A 17206-nucleotide genomic window follows, 5' to 3' on the forward strand; every position below is an offset into this window, starting at 1 on the left:
TGAAATTATATCTAAATTTTTATATTTTTCAACCGTCTTTAAGTCCGATTTTTGATTCTTCAATAACTTCCATACCGCTTTCAAGTTTTGCTTTTTTAAGTTTAAGTATAAAGTCGTCCCTGCTTGTCGCATAATCAAGCGCAACTTCTTCGCTGACCCTTCCCTGTATAACAAGATCGACAAGATGCTGATCGAAACTTTGTGTTCCGTATGTTTTTTTACCTTCTTCTATTACGTCTTTTAATTCGTTATCTCTTTTTTGTAAAATCAAGTCTTTAATTCTAGGTGTTTTAATCAAAATTTCCATAGCAGCCGTTCTTTTTCCGTCTACAGTCGGTACAAGCCTTTGTGACACGACACCTTCTAATACGGATGCCAGCACCATTCTTATCCTGTCCTGCTCTTCTACCGGAAACACCCCGATAATTCTGTTTATAGTTTCTTTTGCATCAAGAGTATGTAGGGTTGAGAACACCAAATGTCCGGTTTCTGCGGCATGAAGCGCTATTTCAATTGTTTCTCTGTCCCTCATCTCACCAACGAGAATAATATCCGGGTCTTCCCTTAAAGCCGCTCTAAGAGCTTTGCTGAAACTTAGTGTGTCTTCTCCTAGACTTCTTTGGTTGATTAAACATTTTTTGTCTTTATGCACGAATTCTACCGGATCTTCAATCGTTATAATATGCTTAGATCTAGTTTCGTTTATTTCATTAATCATTGCAGCAAGAGTAGTAGATTTACCGCTTCCCGTAACCCCGGTAACAAGCACAAGCCCTCTTTCTGTTTGGGCAAATTTATGTAAAGCCGGAGGAAATTTCAGGCTCTCTATAGTTGGTATTTTACTAGGTATTACCCTGAATACAATAGAAGGACCGTCTATCTGGAAAAACGCATTTCCCCTGAATCTGTAATCTTCATTCAGTTTATAATTAAAATCTATTTCTTTGTTTTTTACAAGCTCGTCAAACCTGCTTCTTAATATTATTTTTAACAGTTCAATAACATCTTCCCTTTTTAAAAACGGAGACTCCATTGTAACCAGTTTACCCTGAACCCTGGCTTTAATACCGTTCCCTGCCTTGACATGCAAGTCGCTTCCGTCATATTTAATTAAAGCGTGCAGGTATTTATTTAAATCTTCTCTTGTCATATTTATCCCTTAATAGAATTAAGCATATCCTCAAATGCTTTTTCAAATGCCTCCACCCCTTCTTCAAAAAGTTCCTGATACACTTTTTGCATATTGATTCCGGCCGGTGTCAAAAAGCTGAAAAAACCGTCAATATGTTTAGTCTGAAAATGAAAACTTTCTTCCAACTCTTTATCTTTTATAGCTTCTATTACATCCAAAGGCAATGTCAAAACGCTGTGCGGAAGATACAGGTTTTCTACATAATAATCGGCAGGAAGATAATCTTGTTTAACTCCTGTAGATGCAAAAAGCGTTCTTATATTTGGCATTTTCATATTTTCTATCTGGTTATAGATTTTTATAGCGTTAAAAAATCCGACTCTGTCCTGTGCAAGATTTTTTTCTTTTAAAACCGGATTTAATTTTCTGTCAAATCTGCTTACAAATACGGAAATAACGCCGTCAATCGTTCTTGGGCCTTTGCTGATAGCTTCAGCCGCCTGCATCGCCTGATTTGGAGAAAACACTAAAGTCGCATTGATATTTATTCCCTTTTTGGCCAGCTCTTCCATGGCTTTAACTCCGGCTTCGTTGGCAGGAATTTTTATCATTACGTTATCTCTTTGTATTTTATCAATCAGTCTTAACGCCTCGTCTATTGTACCTTTTGTGTCGTTAATAAGCCTGGGATCTACTTCGATACTGGCATAACCGTCATTTCCTTCATCATATAACGGTTCTAATATATCACATGCTTTTTGAATGTCCTTTACGGCGATTTCTTCATATATCTCTTTGCTTGATTTTCCTTTGAGTCTTTCAAAATCTTCTTTATAAATATCTTTTTTCAGCGCATTTGCAAATATCGCCGGATTGCTGGTCAGTCCGTTTACCAGCCCGCTATTAACCCACTCTTTAAATGTGGTATCCAAAAACTCCCTGTCAAGATAATCAACCCAAATACTTGTACTCATTTCTGCTCCTTGTTTTTTAATTTCCCGCCCTTTTTCTTCCTATTAATATTTTTATAATTTTACTTAAATTATCCAATTAAATGAACTCTAATATTTTTGTAAGATCTTTTTCCTCAATAACAATATTAGCCTCTTTTTTCAACACTTCTTTTGCACAGAAGGCCACTCTGGTTTTAGCATGTTTAAACATACTAAGATCGTTTGCCCCGTCACCTGCCACCATAGTCTGATCTTCGTTAACTCCCAATATGTTCTGAATTCTCTGTAACATATCACCTTTTGAGTGGCTAAACATCATTTCTCCTCCGACCAGTCCGGTAAGTACACCGTCTTTTGCATGCAAAACATTGCTGAAGTCCGCATCAAGTCCTATCAAATCTTTAACATATGAAGTAGCATTTCTGAAACCTCCGCTAAAACACACAACCGTAACATTTCTTTTTTTAAGTTCTTTTACTATTTCTTTAGCTCCCGGCATCAAAGGTAAAGAGTGACAAATATCGTTTACCTTTTTTTCTTCAAGCCCTTCAAGGAGTTTTACTCTCATAATTAAACTTTCAAAAAAGTCCAATTCTCCCCTCATTGCCATTTCGGTAATTGAAGCCACTTTTTCTTTAAGTCCCAGTGGTTCGGCTAAAAAGTCTATCGTTTCTCCGTCCATTAACGTCGAATCAAAATCAAATACCGCCAGTTTCATATTAATTCCTTATTAAGTACTTATTAAGTATTCGTTAATTAAATTAAAATATAATAAAATTTTATCAAACTTTGACACCTATTCATAAATTTATGCTAAAATTCTCTAAAAAAGGACTAACATGGGTGTAAGTACTTGGCAAGTAATCGTAATTTTATTGGTAGTATTACTATTATTCGGAGGGAAAAAAATTCCGGAACTCGCAAGCGGTTTAGGTAAAGGTATCAAAAACTTCAAAGATGCTGTAAAAGAAGGTGAAGAAGAGGTAGACGTTAAAAAAACTGAAAAAATCGAAGAAAAAACTGCTAACACAACTGAATCTCAAAAAGAAAAAGAAGTAAATGCTTGAGGAAATCAAACCTCACATAGCCGAGCTGAGATCTCGGCTTGTTAAAATAACAATCAGTTTTTTTGTTATTTTTATAATTGCTTTCATTTATTGGAAGCAGATATTTTTGTGGATAGCTCATCCTGCTTTTGCCGTTATTAAAACAAAAGCGGATTCTGAAATGATCTTTACTAATATCGTGGAGCCTTTTACAACCGCGATTAAAGTTTCATTATATACAGCTTTTTTTATTACCCTGCCGGTAATACTGTATCATACATGGCGATTTGTCGCTCCGGGACTTTATGATAACGAAAAAAAACTAATAATTCCGTTTGTAGTATTTGGAACTATTATGTTTGTTGTAGGTGCAGCGTTTGCTTATTACGTTGTTTTCCCTATAGGATTTAAAGTGTTAATAAACTTCGGAGGAAAAGATTTTGTCGCTATGCTTAAAATCAGCGAATATGTCAGCGTAGCGCTTAAAATTATGATTGGTTTCGGTATAGCATTCGAACTGCCGGTTATTACTTACTTCCTGGCTAAGCTTGGTTTAGTAACCGATCAGACTTTAAAAGAGTTCTCAAGATATGCCGTTGTTATAATATTTATAGTTGCAGCAGTATTAACACCTCCTGATTTATTCAGTCAGCTGGCAATGGCAACACCGCTGTTATTTTTATACGGACTATCAATTTTAATTGCTAAAGCGGTAAATCCGGCGAAAGAAAACTCATAATTTTACTTCCGGATTTTCTTTTTCCTATCATTTTAAATCTTTCTTCTGCATAATCAATAAATTCTTTTGCTATAAGTTTATTTTTTGAATATTTAGTAATTACCGCATAAACATAGTCTTTATTATAAAAATCACTGTTAATTACGTTTGCTTTTATTTTTTTATTTTTGTTCCAAAAACCAGTACCTATCCAATCGATACATACATCCACTTTACCATGTAATAATGCTTTTTTACACTGAGTGGAATTTTGATAAAAATATTTTTTATTAAATAGTTTAACTTCCAGATAAAACCTTTTACCCTTAGATTTTTTTAATACATTCATAAAAATATTGTAAATTCTGTTAGAAACAAATCCTATTGAGAGCTGCCGTTTTTTTATATTTAAAGTAGTTATTTTACTCTCAAGGGAAAGTATTGCAAGTTTTTTAATACCTATTTTCTTATAATATATATCAAAAAGCTCCGGATGTTTATATACGTAATTAATATTGTCTGTAATAAACAAATCAGCTTTTTTTTGAGTTTCAAGTTTCTTTATTAATACATTTAATGGAGCTTTCAATATTTTAATCCTGTAAGAAGGATAATATTTCTGATACCCTACTTTTAACTCTTCTATAGGTCTGTCACAATTTAAATTCGTATAAATCCATAAAGTATTATATGCATAGACGCTTACAAAAAATAACAAAAGCACTGTTTTTTTCATTACACCCCACCCCGTATAAGTATTACAAACAGAATTATAACAAAACATAATAAAAAGTTTGTTTAAAATTATTTAGTCCACTTGACTAAATTTAAATTAGTTTGTATAATTTCAAAAATTAATAACAGGAGGCGCAATATGATTATAAAAAATCATTCAATAAATATAATACTGGACTTATTAAACAGTAAAAGCAAAACTTTAGATGTTAAAAATCTAAACAATGAAGCAATAGAAGAGTTAAATTTAAGCGGAATAGTGAGATTCCCTACACCTGCACAAATTGAACTAACTTATTCTGGTAACATTATAGCAAACGTTCTAAACAGCGTTAAGGACAATATACAAATAGACAATGATGCAAAATGGGTAAGCAGTGAAATAATCGCTATGATTGATGCTGCAGTAAAAAACAACAACAAAACTACATCAATTTCAAACAGCGAACTTGAAAAAAGAGGTTTTGCCCAAAACGGCGAACTAACTAAAGAAGCTCTTGATTTATATGAAGCATATAAAATCACAAATCCTGAACTTGTAATTGACGCTAAGTTAGCTGAATATATAAGAAAATCACCTATGGGTCCGACTGATGCCCATTATTTACCTGTAGAAGGTAATAAAAAAGATCTTCTTGAAGCTATGAGACTAATAGCTTATTCAATTCCGGTCGGAGAATATTTTACATTTACTGAACTTGGACAGGCAGTAAAAGAAACATTAACTTACGGAGGCTGGGCAGCCGAAGGAAGCGTACTTGATATTTCAATTTTAGAAGATATTGCAAAAGTAGCCGACGGAGAAGAAATCGACATCGATTCACTTGCAAACCTTGAAGCTTTAGGTTATGTTTCCGACGTAGATCAGCTTACAAAAGCCGGAGAAAAAGCTCTTGAAGTTTACAGAATCTATAAAGACCAAACTGAAAAACCTTTAAAAACATTTGCAATTTCAGAAGAAGAAATTGAAACACTTAAAACAATAAAATACATATGGGAAGAAAAAACAACTCAAAACCCTGAAGAAACACCTACATTCGATGAAATTAAAGCGGAACTTATCGACAGAAAAGTAAAAGAATACAAAAAACTTATCGAAAAATACGGAAAAAAACTTGACGAAATGCCTAAGAAAAAACAGGAAATCGCTAAAAAATTCCAAGATTTGAGTGATAAGAAAAAATGGTTTGACGATAACTTTGATTTAAGAGAATATTTATATTCACTTGAAGCGTTTAATCTTATTACAGAAGGTATTGACGAAAAAGGCAAAGCTGTTTATTTCGTAACTGAAAACGGTGAAAAAGTTTTACAAGACCAAAATTTTGATGAAAGAGCAATTCACAGCTGGTCAGTTAAAACACTTGCAATCTCTAATAAAATTTTCAGTGCTCCTAATAGAGAATGGGTTGAAGAAGCAAGACGAGAAAGAATTCTTGGAACATATGAACCGAGCAAATCCGGTCTTTTATATGAAGAACTTGCAACACATGAAAAAATGCCGTTCATGACAAGATATGAAATGGATATCTTTAAAATAATTCCGGATGCCGGAATAGCGTGTGAAAATATTCTTGAAGGTAAAAACGAAGACGAAAAAAGAAAAATATTAGAAGCAATCGATAAGCTTGAAGCAAAAGGCTTTATTGAAGTTATGCCTGACGGTCATATTATTGAAACTGAATACGGAAAATTAATGGACGATGCAATGAGCGGAGTGCCTGAAGGATTCGGAGCACCGATTAACCCGACTATATACAGAGTAGTAAAAGCAATTGCCGATACAGGCAGCATGTATGTAAAAGAACAAAAAATCAGAATATTGCCTGAAAATATTAAAAAAGCGGTAAAAGCTTCCGGTCTTAGCAAAGAAACTTTCGACAAAGCTTATATCGCGGCTAGAGAAGCTAAATATCTAGGAAGAAACAGCGTAAACGAAGCGGGAATAAAAATGCTAAAAGCGGTAGAGGTTCTTAACTCTTAACCGCTTTTTTATTTTCGTACATTCTTTTATCGGCAATTTTTAAAACTTTTTCTAAATCTTCACTGTCTGTTGGTCTGTGAGCAAATCCCAAACTACATTCTAGTTTTATATTATTTTTAATGCTTGCATTGTGTATTTTGTTAACAATTCTTTTAGCGACTTTGGATAAAACATTCGAATCTGCAAAAATCATTATTACAAATTCGTCACCTCCGAATCTAAACGCATAATCAATATCTCTTATAGACTGCTTGATTACATTTGCTACTTTTTTAATCACCTCGTCTCCAAATAAATGTCCGTAAGTATCGTTAATTCTTTTAAAATTATCTAAATCTAAAAAGATAATTCCTATTTCCATATCTTCCGATTTATACCTGTCTATAATAAATTCAAAAAACCTCTTATTATATAATCCCGTCATTTCGTCTTTTAAAGCCATTTCAGTAAGATATGACGCAAAATCATAAAAATTAATTATTTTCTTAAAATATACGTCTTCGTCAATAACAATCAAATGATGTATTTTATAACTTCTCATAAGTCTGTAAGCCTCAAACACAGTTTCCTCTTCAGACACCGTTATCAGACTTTTTGGACATCTTTCAATATAATCGCTTAGAGGAATATTGTCAAAATGGGCCACCAAAGCGTCAATAATATCACTTGACGTCAATATATAATACGGTTTTTTTTCTTTTGTAATAACTAATACGTCTGTTTTGTTTTTTGTAAAAATTTTAGAAACATCATTAATAGTGCTGTTTTTTATATCCTTAAACTCCATTATGTTTATATCACTGTTATGATGGCATTCAATATTTTTTATTTTCACTCACACTCCTCAAGAAGTTTATTAATATGCGAATCGTCATACGGATCTGCATGAATGTTAATAATCCATTTTTTATCCGGATCGATTTTTCTTATTTTTTCCTCAACATTTTCTATAATTGTATGGGCAAGTTTCAATTTCATATCCGGTGTCAGAACTAAATGCACGTCTACAAAATTTCTATGCCCTGCTTTTCTAGTTCTTAAACAGTGGTAATCAAGTACTAAAGGCTCTTTTTTGATAATTTCCTTTATTTTTTCTACAGTTTCAAAATCCAGTGACACATCAAGAAGTATTTCAAAACCTTCTTTTACAATTTCACTTGCTTCTTTTATAATATAAATTCCTATTAAAATGGACAAAATAAAGTCAATGTAATACCAGCCTGTAAGTTTAACAATCAAAAGTGACACTAAAACCGCACCGTTGGTAATTAAATCCGTTTTATAATGCAAAAGATCGGATTTTATAACTAAATGGTTAGTTTTTTTTACTACGTAAGCCAAAAAACTGACCAAAGCTAAAGTAACAATCATTGAAAACACCATTACATAAATAGAATAGTCAATTTTCACTATAGGCTCATGATCTATTATTTTTCTGATACCCTCATATATAATGTATAATCCGCTCGCACTGATAAACAGCCCTTCAAAAAGCGCCGCCAAACCTTCTATTTTACCTTTTCCGTAATTAAACCTGCTGTTTGGTTTGCTCTCACTTACTCTGACTGCAATATTATTAAATATACTGATAACCATATCAAGAAGAGAATCAATCGCACTGGCAATTACAGCAACGCTTCCTGTCATTACTCCAACTATAACCTTAGACACCGCTAAAATAAAAGCACTTGCTGTTGCAACGGTAGTAGCTAAACGGGGTAAACTCATTTTTCTCCTTTGTAAGTAATCAGATTATCGGTAATACCGTTTTTAAGAATTTCAACCAATACGGTAGCGTAGCTTCCTTTAGGAAGAATAAAAGAAAATTCATACCAGGCTTTTTCTTTTATATATGTTTTTTCCAATATTTCAGGGAAAATCCAGGCACTTCTTCTGTCTCCGTTTGCAGGAATCAGTTCATCGTATTTTTCTTCAATTTTTCTTGCGTAATCTTTGGCACGGAGTGCTTTTTTACCTGGCAGAAGACCTGTAGGGACAATGTCTTTTTTATAAAACCTTTCACTGTCTTCCAAAATTTCAAGATAGAAATTTTTTCCGAAAGGATAATGACACATTACATCGCCCGGAAGAAGTTTAAACGGATGTTTTTGTTTTTTTATAAACTTAATAAGTTCTTTTTCATATCCCACAAATTTTAGCTCGTCTTCTTTCATATCAAAGATATTGCTGAGCTTTATCCTTTCCATAAGCCAGTCGTTAAACAGCTTTGACTGATAGGCGCTTATAAGCAGTTTTTGAAGTCTTTTGTCTTTAATATATCTGTCACCGAAAATAAACTCTTTCGCCTGTTCAAAATTATCTCCGTATTTACCGAATCTCTGATAACCGAAAAAATTCGGAATTCCGTATTTTTTAATATCTATAAGCACTCTTTCTATTTTCTTAGCGTCTACCGGAAGTACTTTTTTTAGTCTTACAAAAAACCTGTTGCCTTTTAAATGTCCTATTTTAAGTTTATTTCTATGCAGATCCTGCTCTACTATTTTTATTTTTGGATGGGAAAATTCATTTATTTTGGCTCTTATTTTTCTTGGGACGCTAAACCACTGGACCGTTAATCCGTCTTTGTCTTTAAGACCGGCGTAACCTATATCCCTTTTATTTATGCCGAGTTTGGAAAACTGGCTCACAACTTCATTAGTAGTAGCGTCTTTTTTTCTGACTTTAAGCATTAACCATTCACCTGTATGATCGAATGAATAAAGAGGAATTTCTTCAACAAAAAAATTTTCTGAATTTTTATTAAAGTGGAAGTTTATGGGAGAATGTGAATATATCATTTTTGCCCTTCAAATATTAATTCGAAATTATAGCAAAAGAAAATTTTTTTTGATTATTTTCCCTTAAGAGTTTTTTTTACACTTGTTCAATACAAAATGCGTCATTATAATAAGCTGAAGCGTATAACCGAAAAAAGACAGTATCGGTACAAAATATATAAATGAAGTAAAAAAAATCAAAGACCAGATTTTAAGATTGTTTTTTCTCTCAAATTCCTTATAATCACAAAACATTGCACTGCTGTCAAAAACTAAAGGCTTTTTAATTGCCAGAGACCATAAAAAGGCCTGGTAAAAAATATTTACAACAGGAATAAACAGCAGATAAAAAGTCAGTATGAAAAATATAATAAAATTCAGCATACCTTTTAACGACACCAAAACACCTTCAATAATACTGGTCTCTTTTTGCGGCAGATTATAATATTTTTCATTTATTCTGGAAGTTATCTTATCAACAAAAAACGAACTGAATACACCTATACTCAAAATAACCAATTCGTAATACAAAAACATTAATACTATAGTTGAACCCACTCCGGCAAGTATGTTGTTAATACTCTCCCCAAAAGGCAGATAAGAAATATAGGTATGAACTATGCTTACAATATTTCCTGAAAAAAAGTAAAAAACCGCTCCCCAAAATATAACGCTTAAAAACAGAGGAGCGAATGAATATTTAATTATTTTTGAGTCAAACAGATCCGAAAAAGCGTATTTAAATATATTCATTGTTCACCTTAAAAATGATTTTCTCTGCATTTGCTTCTGTATGTGCCTCTTTTTGTAACGGCAAAAACTGTAATTTTAGTTCTTGTTAGTTTAGCAATATTTAAAATTTTTGGCAACTGTTTTTTATTAAAAGTAAAAAGTATTTCATATTCTTCTCCGCTGCAGCCTGTATTTTTATCTATATTATAAAAAAATTCAAATCCGAGTTTTGATATTTTTGAAATTCTTTCAAGCTCTTTAAAAAGTCCGTCACTTATATCAAGAGCGGAAGTAATATACGGAGCAGCCTTATAAAAAAATTTATCCCGTAATAACGGTTTTATAAATTTCGAGCTTCTCGGAATCCTTCCCCCTCTTAAAAGAATATTTAAATCTTTTCTAACACTGCCCAAAGTTCCAGTAAAAGCTACAAATTCATTAAGCTTTGCTTTTCTGTAGACAGGTTTTTTACTTTCTCCTATAAAAGTCATGGAAATTGCCAGTTTGTCACTTCTAATCGTATCCCCGCCAATTATTTCATACCCGTATTTTTCGGCGCACTCATTAAAACCCTCTGTTAACTGTTTAATATCGTGAAGTGAATACTTTTTTGGAAAACCTATGTTTAAAAGGGCATATTTAGGCTTAGCGTTCATTACTACAATATCGCTGATATTTACCAGACTGGCTTTAACAGCTATATCTTTAAGACTCATCCATTCTGTTTTAAAATGTATATCTTCAAAAAAAGAGTCGCTAGCTATTACCTGATTTCGTATTACTGCGGCATCGTCTCCGATGTATTTGGAATTTATGTTTTTTATAAAAAACTCTTCTTTCATAAAACCTTCAATATTTCCTTTTCCCATTCTTTTAAATACATTTTACTTATTAATTCTTCTTTTTTCAAATGCTTGTAATATTCTGTGGCTTCTTTAACCTCGCTTCTGGTCGGTTCTCTTCTTATAGCCACATATCCGTGTATCTGTTTGTTATTATATCCATTTTGTACGTTTTCTCCTACCGAAGCCATTGAACTGATAATATTACCGTTCGCGTCAATTGCGTCAATTCTTACTTCAACCCAGTAATATTTTCCGTCTTTTCTCATATTCATAACCAGCCCGCTGAAATGCTTCCCCTCTTTGATTGTATCCCACATATCTCTGAAAACGGCTTTGGGCATAAACGGATGTCTTACAATACTGTGGCTTCTTCCAACCAGTTCATTTTTGGAATAACCAGTCATTCCCCTGTACGCTTTTGAAGCAAACGTTATCACACCTCTAGTATCTGTTCTTGTTACCAGAGCTCTTGCGTCAAAACCTTCTTCTTCAAACCTTACTTCTCTCCAAATCGGAGTTGTTGGTGTTCTTGACATAATCCATCCTTATTGACTTTATATGTAAGTATATAAAGCCAATATGACAGATGTCTGATATTATAATTTTTTAAGAAGCTCTTTTTCCCAGTCTTTTAAATGAAGTTTTTCTAAAAGTTCAGCTTTTCTCATTGCTTTATATAATTTTAAAGCTTCATTTATCTCATCACGCGTAGGCTCTCTTCTGATAGCAACATAACCTGCTATTTTCCCAGGTTCGCTTACAACATTACCGTTACTGTCAATAGGGTCAACATGAACTTCCACCCAATAGTGTTTTCCGTCTTTCCTTAAATTCATAACGAGCCCGCTCCAGTGCTCGCCTCTTTCTATAGTGTCCCACATATCTTTAAAAGCTGCTTCAGGCATTAAAGGATGTCTTACAATACTGTGGGGAGCTCCGATTAGTTCGTCTTTTGAATATTTGGTCATATCTCTATATGCTTTTGAAGCAAAAGTAATTTTACCGTTTTTATCCGTTCTCGTTACAAGAGCCCTGGCATCCAGTCCTTCTTCTTCAAATGTTATTTCTTCCCATTTGGGAGTAACGTGCGGTCGAACAGCCATAATCATCCTTTTTTTTAATGAAATTATATATCAAATGTGACATAATTATGACAAAATTAAATTAAAAAAACATTGAATTTTCCGAACTGAATGAGGGTTCGCCGTAAGATTTGTCAGAATTTTGTAACATTTTTATATCAAAAGCGCTTGCAATCCCTTTCGGACATACCATTACACACTTTTGACAGTTTATGCAGCTGTAAAGACCGTTATCTTTTGCTAAATCAATTCTTTCTTGCATATCTTTTTTATCCCTGCTGTCAAATACGAACCTGAAATATTTAGTAAATATAAAAGGACCCGCAAAATCAGGTGTATAATCAAGAGCTTCACATTCAAAATGACACGCCATACACAATATACAGTCTGTCTGTTTTTCATATTTTTTCAATTCCTGAGGCATCTGCAGATTTTCCTGATCACCTCTTATTTCATCTTCAAACCAGAGTTTGTTTTGTTTTATAGCTTTTTCTATATAACTGTGATCGACTACGAGATCTTTTATAATTCTGCTTCTGTCAACCGGTTCTATAATGATTTCATCATGTTCTATAAAATCTTTTACTTTAGTTTTACAGGCAAGTACTGTTTTATCATTTACTTTCACGGCACATGTACCGCATATGCTGCTTCTGCAAAAACTCCTGTATGTAATGCTTCTGTCTATAGCTTTGAGCCTGTCAAGAAGTTCAAGTATTGTTTCGTCTTCTTTGTATTCAACTTCAAAATTTTCAAACCACACTCTACCGTTTAAAAATCTTTTTATATTAACTTTCATCCATCAGCCTTATTGTTTTATTTAACGCTTTTTTTCTGTTTTTTTTGTAAAGATCTACGATTAAATTCAGATAATTTTTATCATATTTTTTATCCCTAAACAAGTAATATCCGATAATTTGCAAAAAATTTCTAGGATTTTGTGTAAAGACGCTTCTTTCAAAATCAATAAACTTTACACCCGTTCGAGTATTTAAAATATGATAATATCTTCCGAGCTGTCCGTGAAAAACACCTTTTTCATCAAGCAGATAAGCATTGTATAATGCGTTTTTTAACACTTCATAATATTCTCCGCTTCCGACATATTCTTTTAAAGGCCTGCCGTCAATATACTCCATAATAAAATAACGTTTCCCCCTGTATATCGGTTTTGGAGCACATAATCCGTTTAGAAAATTAAGAATTTCCCACTCTTTGTCTATTTCATAATTTTTTGCCCATTTTATGGCAGCGATTCTTCCGTCTTCAAGTCTTGCTTTATAAACTTCTCCCCTGTTCCCTTCTCCGATCTTTTCAATTATGTCGTAACGAATCGTTAATCCTTTTTGATCGAATATTATCAAATTTAGTTATTAAAACTTATATATTTTATTTTAAATTAACAGAATAACTTAAAAAAATTATATAAAGATAAGATAAAAGAAATAAATCAATTAGCGCCAGACACTATATTTGACAAAAAGAAAAAGAGCAAAAGCTCTTATCCTATAGAAATTTTAACTTCCGTTTTGTTCAGATTCCAGAAAGCGTCTTCAGGAGATGACCCGCAAGCGACGTTTATAAGCTGAGTAACCTGTAAAATAGGCTCTTCATAACCATCCATCGCTTTATGACAAAGAGGACAAGGAGTAGTTACTATATCTGCACCCGCTTCTTTCGCACCGTCAAGAGGTTTTACTGCAAGTCTTTCTTTCTGATCAGGATTTGTAAATCTTGCATGGTATCCGCAGCATGTCTGTTCATGCTGATAACCTTCTACAATTTCAACACCTAAAGGCTCAAGTATTTCTTTAAGTACAGTAGGATTTTCAGGATCGTCTAGTGCAACTTCATCAGGTGCAAGAACATGACATCCGTAATATGGAGCCACTTTTACACCGCCGAGTTTTCTTTGAATTTTACTTTTATACACATCCATTCCTATAAAATCTCTAATTAAATTCAATGTATGATAAATTTTTGCCTCACCTTTATATTCCAGACCTTCGTCTGCCAAAATTTTATTTATTTTTTCTTTTAATTCCGGGTCTGAATCAAGCGCAAGTTTTGTTTTGGCAATAATCATATAGCATGTATTGCACGGCGTATATAAATCCACGCCTTTTTCTTCAGCTAAAGCGATATTTCTTGCGTTTAACCCGTAAACAATCATTTTGTTTGTCTCATCAATAACGCCGCCTCCGCAGCATGCGCTTCTCTCAAGTAAAACGCCCTCAACGCCCATTTTTTCTAAAAAATCTTCCGTTATATCATAATTATGTATATCTGCTCCTTGAAAGCAACATCCCGGATAAATACCTATTTTTTTCATTACAGTTCCTTTTCAAGTTTTTTAATAAATTTCTGGAATTCTTTAATACCGTCAAAAGGCTGAGGACCGAATTCTTCTTCTTTCATACCTCTGCTTCTAAATTCTTCTTCCAGTTTATTTGTTATAGCTTCACCTTTTTCATCACCGAAAGCAACTTCAGGTAAATGCCATTTGTCAATCTGACCAGTTTCGAATACGTTAGCAAACCATACTTTTGCTCTTCTTGTAGCAATATTGTCTTCACCTACGTCTTTAGCTATTCTTCTAAGTTCCAGTATATCTTCTCCAGGTTTAATTCCCTTAGGACATGCGGCTAAACACATCTGACACTGTACACAGTCCCAGATTCCTGCATCTTCTACAAGTTTAATTCTTTCTTCCACATCCACACCGTCTCTGCTGTCCATTATAAATCTGAATGCTTTTGTAAGCTGGAACGGCCCTAAATACGCCTCTTCACCCTCAAGCGCATTACACTGCCCGTAACATGCCATACACAAAATACAGTCGGTTTGTTTGTCGTATTTAGCAAATTCTTCAGGAGTAACTAGTGACTCACATTTTAAATTATCAGGTACTTTTTTAGGATCCGGTTCAAGATAAGGTTTAATTTTTTTAAGTTTATTAAATGCCGGGTCCTGATCAACCACCAGGTCTTTTACAATCGGTAAATGATTTAAAGGCTCTATTCTTATAACACCGTTTTTAATTTTGTCTTTTGCCTGAATTTTACATGCAAGCCCTGCACGCCCGTTAATAATCATTGCACAGCTACCGCAGATAGCACTTCTGCAAAATGCTCTGAATGTCAAACTTTCGTCTATTTTGTCTTTTATGTACATTAAAAGTTCAAGAACGGTTAAACTGTCTTCAACCTCAACCTCAAAATCTTGCCAGTAACTTTCGTTTGTTTCAGGATTATATCTTTTGACTTTTGTTACATATTTTATTTTTTCCATTTAAAATCCTTTATAAAATATTTGGTATAATTCTACTCCCTCCCGGTAGCTCAGCAGGATAGAGCGTCGGATTCCTAATCCGAAGGTCGTGGGTTCGAATCCCGCCCGGGAGACCACTTTATAAATTGAGAATGTAGAGTTGAAAATTGAGAATTAAAAATTCTCCATTCTCCATTCTCAATTTTCCATTAATATTTTCTTTCAGCCGGTTCGTAAATACTTAAATCGACTTCACCTTTTTCATATTTAAAGCTTCCGTCGCTGCTTTTAGTTATCATTGAGTGATATAAAAAGTTTTTATCGTCTCTTTTCGGATAATCGTCCCTGTAAAAAGTGCCTCTTGATTCTTTTCTTTCTAATGACGCATAAGCAAGTACATCTGCAATTTCAAGTAAATTATAAAATTCAAGCAAACTTTGTAAATCAGTATTGAATACTTTTGATTTATCCTCTACGGCAAGATTTTTATGGGCTCTTTCAATAAGATTTTTAAGTTTTTCATAACCTTCCTGCATCTCTTTTTCATTCTTAAACACACCGAAATGTCTAAACATAATTTCTCCGAGCTCATCTCTAAGATCACCTAACGTTTCTTTGCTTTTTCTGTCAAACAGTTCTTGTATAAATTTTACGTCTTCTTCTAATTTAGATACACCGCCTTTTGCAAAGTCCGTACCTTCTGCATATCTTACAGCTTCTTTTCCTGCCACATGACCGAATACAACAATATCAAGAAGCGAGTTTCCTCCTAGTCTGTTTGCACCGTGAACGCTTACGCACTGAGCTTCTCCTGCTGCGTAAATACCGGCAATAGGAGTTTCACATCTTACATTAGTATGAATTCCGCCCATTGCATAGTGAGCAGTCGGCTTAATAGGAATAGGCTCTTTTATAGGATCGATACCTTCAAAATCAATAGTCAGTTCTCTAATTTGCGGAAGTCTTGATTTGATTTTTTCTTCACCGAGATGAGTAAGGTCAAGATGTACGTATTCTCTTCCTTCTTCGTCTTTAAATCCTCTGCCTTCTCTGATTTCGGTCATAATACTTCTTGAAACCAAATCTCTAGGCCCAAGCTCCATTTTTTCAGGAGCGTATTTACTCATAAATCTTTCGCCTTTATTGTTTAAAAGATGTCCGCCTTCTCCTCTGGCCGCTTCAGATACCAGAATCGCCGATTTTCTGAGTCCTGTAGGGTGAAATTGTAAAAATTCCATATCTTTTAAAGGAAGCCCCGCTCTAAGCGCAGCAGCCGTACCGTCTCCGGTACATCCTAAAGCATTAGAAGTATACCCCCAATAAATTCTGCTGTGCCCTCCGGTAGCCAGGATAACGGCTTTGGCATGAATAAACTGAATATCTCCCGTTGCAATGTTTATTGCCGTAACACCCTGAAGTCTCTCTCCGTCATGCACAAGATTTAACATAAACCATTCATTTAAAAACTTAATATCGTGTTTTATACATTGTTCATAAAGAGTATGAAGCATAACATGTCCCATTTTATCGGCACTGTAACATGTTCTGTCTTTACTTGCCCCTCCGAACGGTCTTTGAGCAATTTTTCCGTTGTTTAATCTGCTGAAAGGAACTCCCATATGTTCCATTTCCCTAATAATTCTAGGAGCTTCAAAACACATGTATTTAACTGCTTTTTGATCAGCAAGATAATCGCTTCCTTTTACAGTATCGAATGTATGAAGCTCTTCACTGTCAGTCGGGTCTACATTAGCAAGTGCGGCATTAACACCACCCTGAGCAGCTCCCGTGTGGCTTCTTGTTGGATAAACTTTTGTAAGTACCGCAATTTCCATTCCTTTGGCTTCCTCTGCCGCGCTTAATGCGGCATAAAGTCCGGCACCGCCAGCACCGACAATTAAAACATCAACTTTCATATCACTCCTTTAA

Annotated in this window: 19 protein-coding genes and 1 tRNA gene; 4 read left to right on the plus strand and 16 right to left on the minus strand. The window is 34.0% G+C overall.

The window, feature by feature from the left end:
* Positions 1 to 28: 28 nt before the first annotated feature.
* The 3 genes from C3L23_RS05660 to serB form a co-directional block, all read right to left on the minus strand.
* Positions 29 to 1150 carry a type IV pilus twitching motility protein PilT gene (locus C3L23_RS05660; RefSeq protein ID WP_127680707.1) on the minus strand — a complete coding sequence of 374 codons (1122 nt, stop codon included), beginning with the start codon at positions 1148 to 1150 and terminating at the stop codon, positions 29 to 31.
* Between the two features lie 2 nt (positions 1151 to 1152).
* The gene (locus C3L23_RS05665) at positions 1153 to 2106 is read right to left on the minus strand and encodes a transaldolase (RefSeq protein WP_127680709.1); all 954 of its coding nucleotides are present in this window, start codon (positions 2104 to 2106) and stop codon (positions 1153 to 1155) included.
* Positions 2107 to 2182: 76 nt separating this feature from the next.
* Positions 2183 to 2803, minus strand: coding sequence for a phosphoserine phosphatase SerB (serB, locus tag C3L23_RS05670; RefSeq protein ID WP_127680711.1), 621 nt, complete (start codon positions 2801 to 2803; stop codon positions 2183 to 2185).
* 121 nt (positions 2804 to 2924) lie between these two features.
* Here serB and C3L23_RS05675 point away from each other — a divergent pair, with 121 nt between their 5' ends.
* Positions 2925 to 3152, plus strand: a complete 228-nt coding sequence (locus C3L23_RS05675) for a twin-arginine translocase TatA/TatE family subunit (protein WP_127680712.1) — start codon at positions 2925 to 2927, stop codon at positions 3150 to 3152.
* On the plus strand, positions 3145 to 3870 hold the full coding sequence (tatC, locus tag C3L23_RS05680; protein ID WP_127680715.1) for a twin-arginine translocase subunit TatC: 726 nt from the start codon (positions 3145 to 3147) through the stop codon (positions 3868 to 3870). The genes C3L23_RS05675 and tatC overlap by 8 nt, the downstream gene beginning before the upstream one ends.
* On the opposite strand, the gene C3L23_RS05685 is transcribed toward tatC, so the two are convergent.
* Complete coding sequence (locus C3L23_RS05685; protein ID WP_127680717.1) at positions 3836 to 4585, minus strand: substrate-binding domain-containing protein; 750 nt, start codon at positions 4583 to 4585, stop codon at positions 3836 to 3838. The genes tatC and C3L23_RS05685 overlap by 35 nt on opposite strands.
* A 138-nt stretch (positions 4586 to 4723) precedes the next feature.
* On the opposite strand from C3L23_RS05685, the gene C3L23_RS05690 reads away from it, so the two are divergent.
* Entirely contained in the window at positions 4724 to 6568 is a 1845-nt protein-coding gene (locus C3L23_RS05690) for a DUF505 domain-containing protein (protein ID WP_127680719.1), read from the plus strand.
* On the opposite strand, the gene C3L23_RS05695 is transcribed toward C3L23_RS05690, so the two are convergent.
* The 11 genes from C3L23_RS05695 to C3L23_RS05745 form a co-directional block, all read right to left on the minus strand.
* The gene (locus C3L23_RS05695) at positions 6558 to 7403 is read right to left on the minus strand and encodes a GGDEF domain-containing protein (RefSeq protein WP_127680721.1); all 846 of its coding nucleotides are present in this window, start codon (positions 7401 to 7403) and stop codon (positions 6558 to 6560) included. The two genes, C3L23_RS05690 and C3L23_RS05695, sit on opposite strands and share 11 nt — an antisense overlap.
* Positions 7400 to 8296, minus strand: coding sequence for a cation diffusion facilitator family transporter (locus C3L23_RS05700; protein ID WP_127680723.1), 897 nt, complete (start codon positions 8294 to 8296; stop codon positions 7400 to 7402). Before C3L23_RS05700 ends, C3L23_RS05695 begins: the two co-directional genes overlap by 4 nt.
* Positions 8293 to 9369: a tRNA pseudouridine(13) synthase TruD gene (gene truD / locus C3L23_RS05705; protein WP_127680725.1), complete on the minus strand. Its 1077-nt coding sequence runs from the start codon at positions 9367 to 9369 to the stop codon at positions 8293 to 8295. The genes C3L23_RS05700 and truD overlap by 4 nt, the downstream gene beginning before the upstream one ends.
* Positions 9370 to 9432: 63 nt before the next feature.
* Positions 9433 to 10101 carry an EI24 domain-containing protein gene (locus C3L23_RS05710; protein ID WP_127680727.1) on the minus strand — a complete coding sequence of 223 codons (669 nt, stop codon included), beginning with the start codon at positions 10099 to 10101 and terminating at the stop codon, positions 9433 to 9435.
* An 8-nt stretch (positions 10102 to 10109) separates the two neighbouring features.
* Positions 10110 to 10922, minus strand: coding sequence for a thiamine-phosphate kinase (locus tag C3L23_RS05715; protein WP_127680729.1), 813 nt, complete (start codon positions 10920 to 10922; stop codon positions 10110 to 10112).
* A complete protein-coding gene (locus C3L23_RS05720; protein ID WP_127680732.1) occupies positions 10919 to 11461 on the minus strand; it encodes a PAS domain-containing protein in 543 nt (180 codons plus the stop codon). The genes C3L23_RS05715 and C3L23_RS05720 overlap by 4 nt, the downstream gene beginning before the upstream one ends.
* A gap of 60 nt (positions 11462 to 11521) precedes the next feature.
* Positions 11522 to 12028 carry a PAS domain-containing protein gene (locus C3L23_RS05725; RefSeq protein WP_127680734.1) on the minus strand — a complete coding sequence of 169 codons (507 nt, stop codon included), beginning with the start codon at positions 12026 to 12028 and terminating at the stop codon, positions 11522 to 11524.
* Between the two features lie 61 nt (positions 12029 to 12089).
* Entirely contained in the window at positions 12090 to 12806 is a 717-nt protein-coding gene (locus C3L23_RS05730) for a succinate dehydrogenase/fumarate reductase iron-sulfur subunit (protein ID WP_127680736.1), read from the minus strand.
* Positions 12796 to 13371, minus strand: a complete 576-nt coding sequence (locus C3L23_RS05735) for an RIO1 family regulatory kinase/ATPase (protein WP_127680738.1) — start codon at positions 13369 to 13371, stop codon at positions 12796 to 12798. Before C3L23_RS05735 ends, C3L23_RS05730 begins: the two co-directional genes overlap by 11 nt.
* Before the next feature lie 137 nt (positions 13372 to 13508).
* Positions 13509 to 14339, minus strand: coding sequence for a CoB--CoM heterodisulfide reductase iron-sulfur subunit B family protein (locus tag C3L23_RS05740; RefSeq protein WP_127680740.1), 831 nt, complete (start codon positions 14337 to 14339; stop codon positions 13509 to 13511).
* Positions 14339 to 15298 carry a succinate dehydrogenase/fumarate reductase iron-sulfur subunit gene (locus C3L23_RS05745; RefSeq protein WP_127680742.1) on the minus strand — a complete coding sequence of 320 codons (960 nt, stop codon included), beginning with the start codon at positions 15296 to 15298 and terminating at the stop codon, positions 14339 to 14341. Before C3L23_RS05745 ends, C3L23_RS05740 begins: the two co-directional genes overlap by 1 nt.
* A 39-nt stretch (positions 15299 to 15337) precedes the next feature.
* Between C3L23_RS05745 and C3L23_RS05750 the strand changes: the two genes are divergently transcribed.
* Positions 15338 to 15414, plus strand: a tRNA-Arg gene (locus tag C3L23_RS05750).
* A 72-nt stretch (positions 15415 to 15486) separates the two neighbouring features.
* Here the strand turns inward: C3L23_RS05750 and C3L23_RS05755 are convergent.
* A complete protein-coding gene (locus tag C3L23_RS05755; RefSeq protein WP_127680744.1) occupies positions 15487 to 17193 on the minus strand; it encodes an FAD-dependent oxidoreductase in 1707 nt (568 codons plus the stop codon).
* Between the last annotated feature and the right edge of the window lie 13 nt (positions 17194 to 17206).

The organism is Nautilia sp. PV-1 (assembly GCF_004006315.1).
In the GTDB taxonomy this organism is placed as follows: domain Bacteria; phylum Campylobacterota; class Campylobacteria; order Campylobacterales; family Nautiliaceae; genus Nautilia; species Nautilia profundicola_A.

Excerpts from the sequence above, each read along its gene's own strand:
- C3L23_RS05715 (WP_127680729.1), bottom strand. The coding sequence starts at position 10,922 with ATGAAAGAAGAGTTTTTTATAAAAAACATAAATTCCAAATACATCGGA.
- C3L23_RS05730 (WP_127680736.1), bottom strand. The coding sequence starts at position 12,806 with ATGAAAGTTAATATAAAAAGATTTTTAAACGGTAGAGTGTGGTTTGAA.
- C3L23_RS05720 (WP_127680732.1), bottom strand. The coding sequence starts at position 11,461 with ATGTCAAGAACACCAACAACTCCGATTTGGAGAGAAGTAAGGTTTGAA.
- C3L23_RS05700 (WP_127680723.1), bottom strand. The coding sequence starts at position 8,296 with ATGAGTTTACCCCGTTTAGCTACTACCGTTGCAACAGCAAGTGCTTTT.
- C3L23_RS05685 (WP_127680717.1), bottom strand. The coding sequence starts at position 4,585 with ATGAAAAAAACAGTGCTTTTGTTATTTTTTGTAAGCGTCTATGCATAT.
- C3L23_RS05755 (WP_127680744.1), bottom strand. The coding sequence starts at position 17,193 with ATGAAAGTTGATGTTTTAATTGTCGGTGCTGGCGGTGCCGGACTTTAT.
- C3L23_RS05675 (WP_127680712.1), top strand. The coding sequence starts at position 2,925 with ATGGGTGTAAGTACTTGGCAAGTAATCGTAATTTTATTGGTAGTATTA.
- C3L23_RS05660 (WP_127680707.1), bottom strand. The coding sequence starts at position 1,150 with ATGACAAGAGAAGATTTAAATAAATACCTGCACGCTTTAATTAAATAT.
- C3L23_RS05665 (WP_127680709.1), bottom strand. The coding sequence starts at position 2,106 with ATGAGTACAAGTATTTGGGTTGATTATCTTGACAGGGAGTTTTTGGAT.
- tatC (WP_127680715.1), top strand. The coding sequence starts at position 3,145 with ATGCTTGAGGAAATCAAACCTCACATAGCCGAGCTGAGATCTCGGCTT.
- C3L23_RS05690 (WP_127680719.1), top strand. The coding sequence starts at position 4,724 with ATGATTATAAAAAATCATTCAATAAATATAATACTGGACTTATTAAAC.
- C3L23_RS05725 (WP_127680734.1), bottom strand. The coding sequence starts at position 12,028 with ATGGCTGTTCGACCGCACGTTACTCCCAAATGGGAAGAAATAACATTT.
- serB (WP_127680711.1), bottom strand. The coding sequence starts at position 2,803 with ATGAAACTGGCGGTATTTGATTTTGATTCGACGTTAATGGACGGAGAA.
- truD (WP_127680725.1), bottom strand. The coding sequence starts at position 9,369 with ATGATATATTCACATTCTCCCATAAACTTCCACTTTAATAAAAATTCA.
- C3L23_RS05740 (WP_127680740.1), bottom strand. The coding sequence starts at position 14,339 with ATGAAAAAAATAGGTATTTATCCGGGATGTTGCTTTCAAGGAGCAGAT.
- C3L23_RS05710 (WP_127680727.1), bottom strand. The coding sequence starts at position 10,101 with ATGAATATATTTAAATACGCTTTTTCGGATCTGTTTGACTCAAAAATA.
- C3L23_RS05745 (WP_127680742.1), bottom strand. The coding sequence starts at position 15,298 with ATGGAAAAAATAAAATATGTAACAAAAGTCAAAAGATATAATCCTGAA.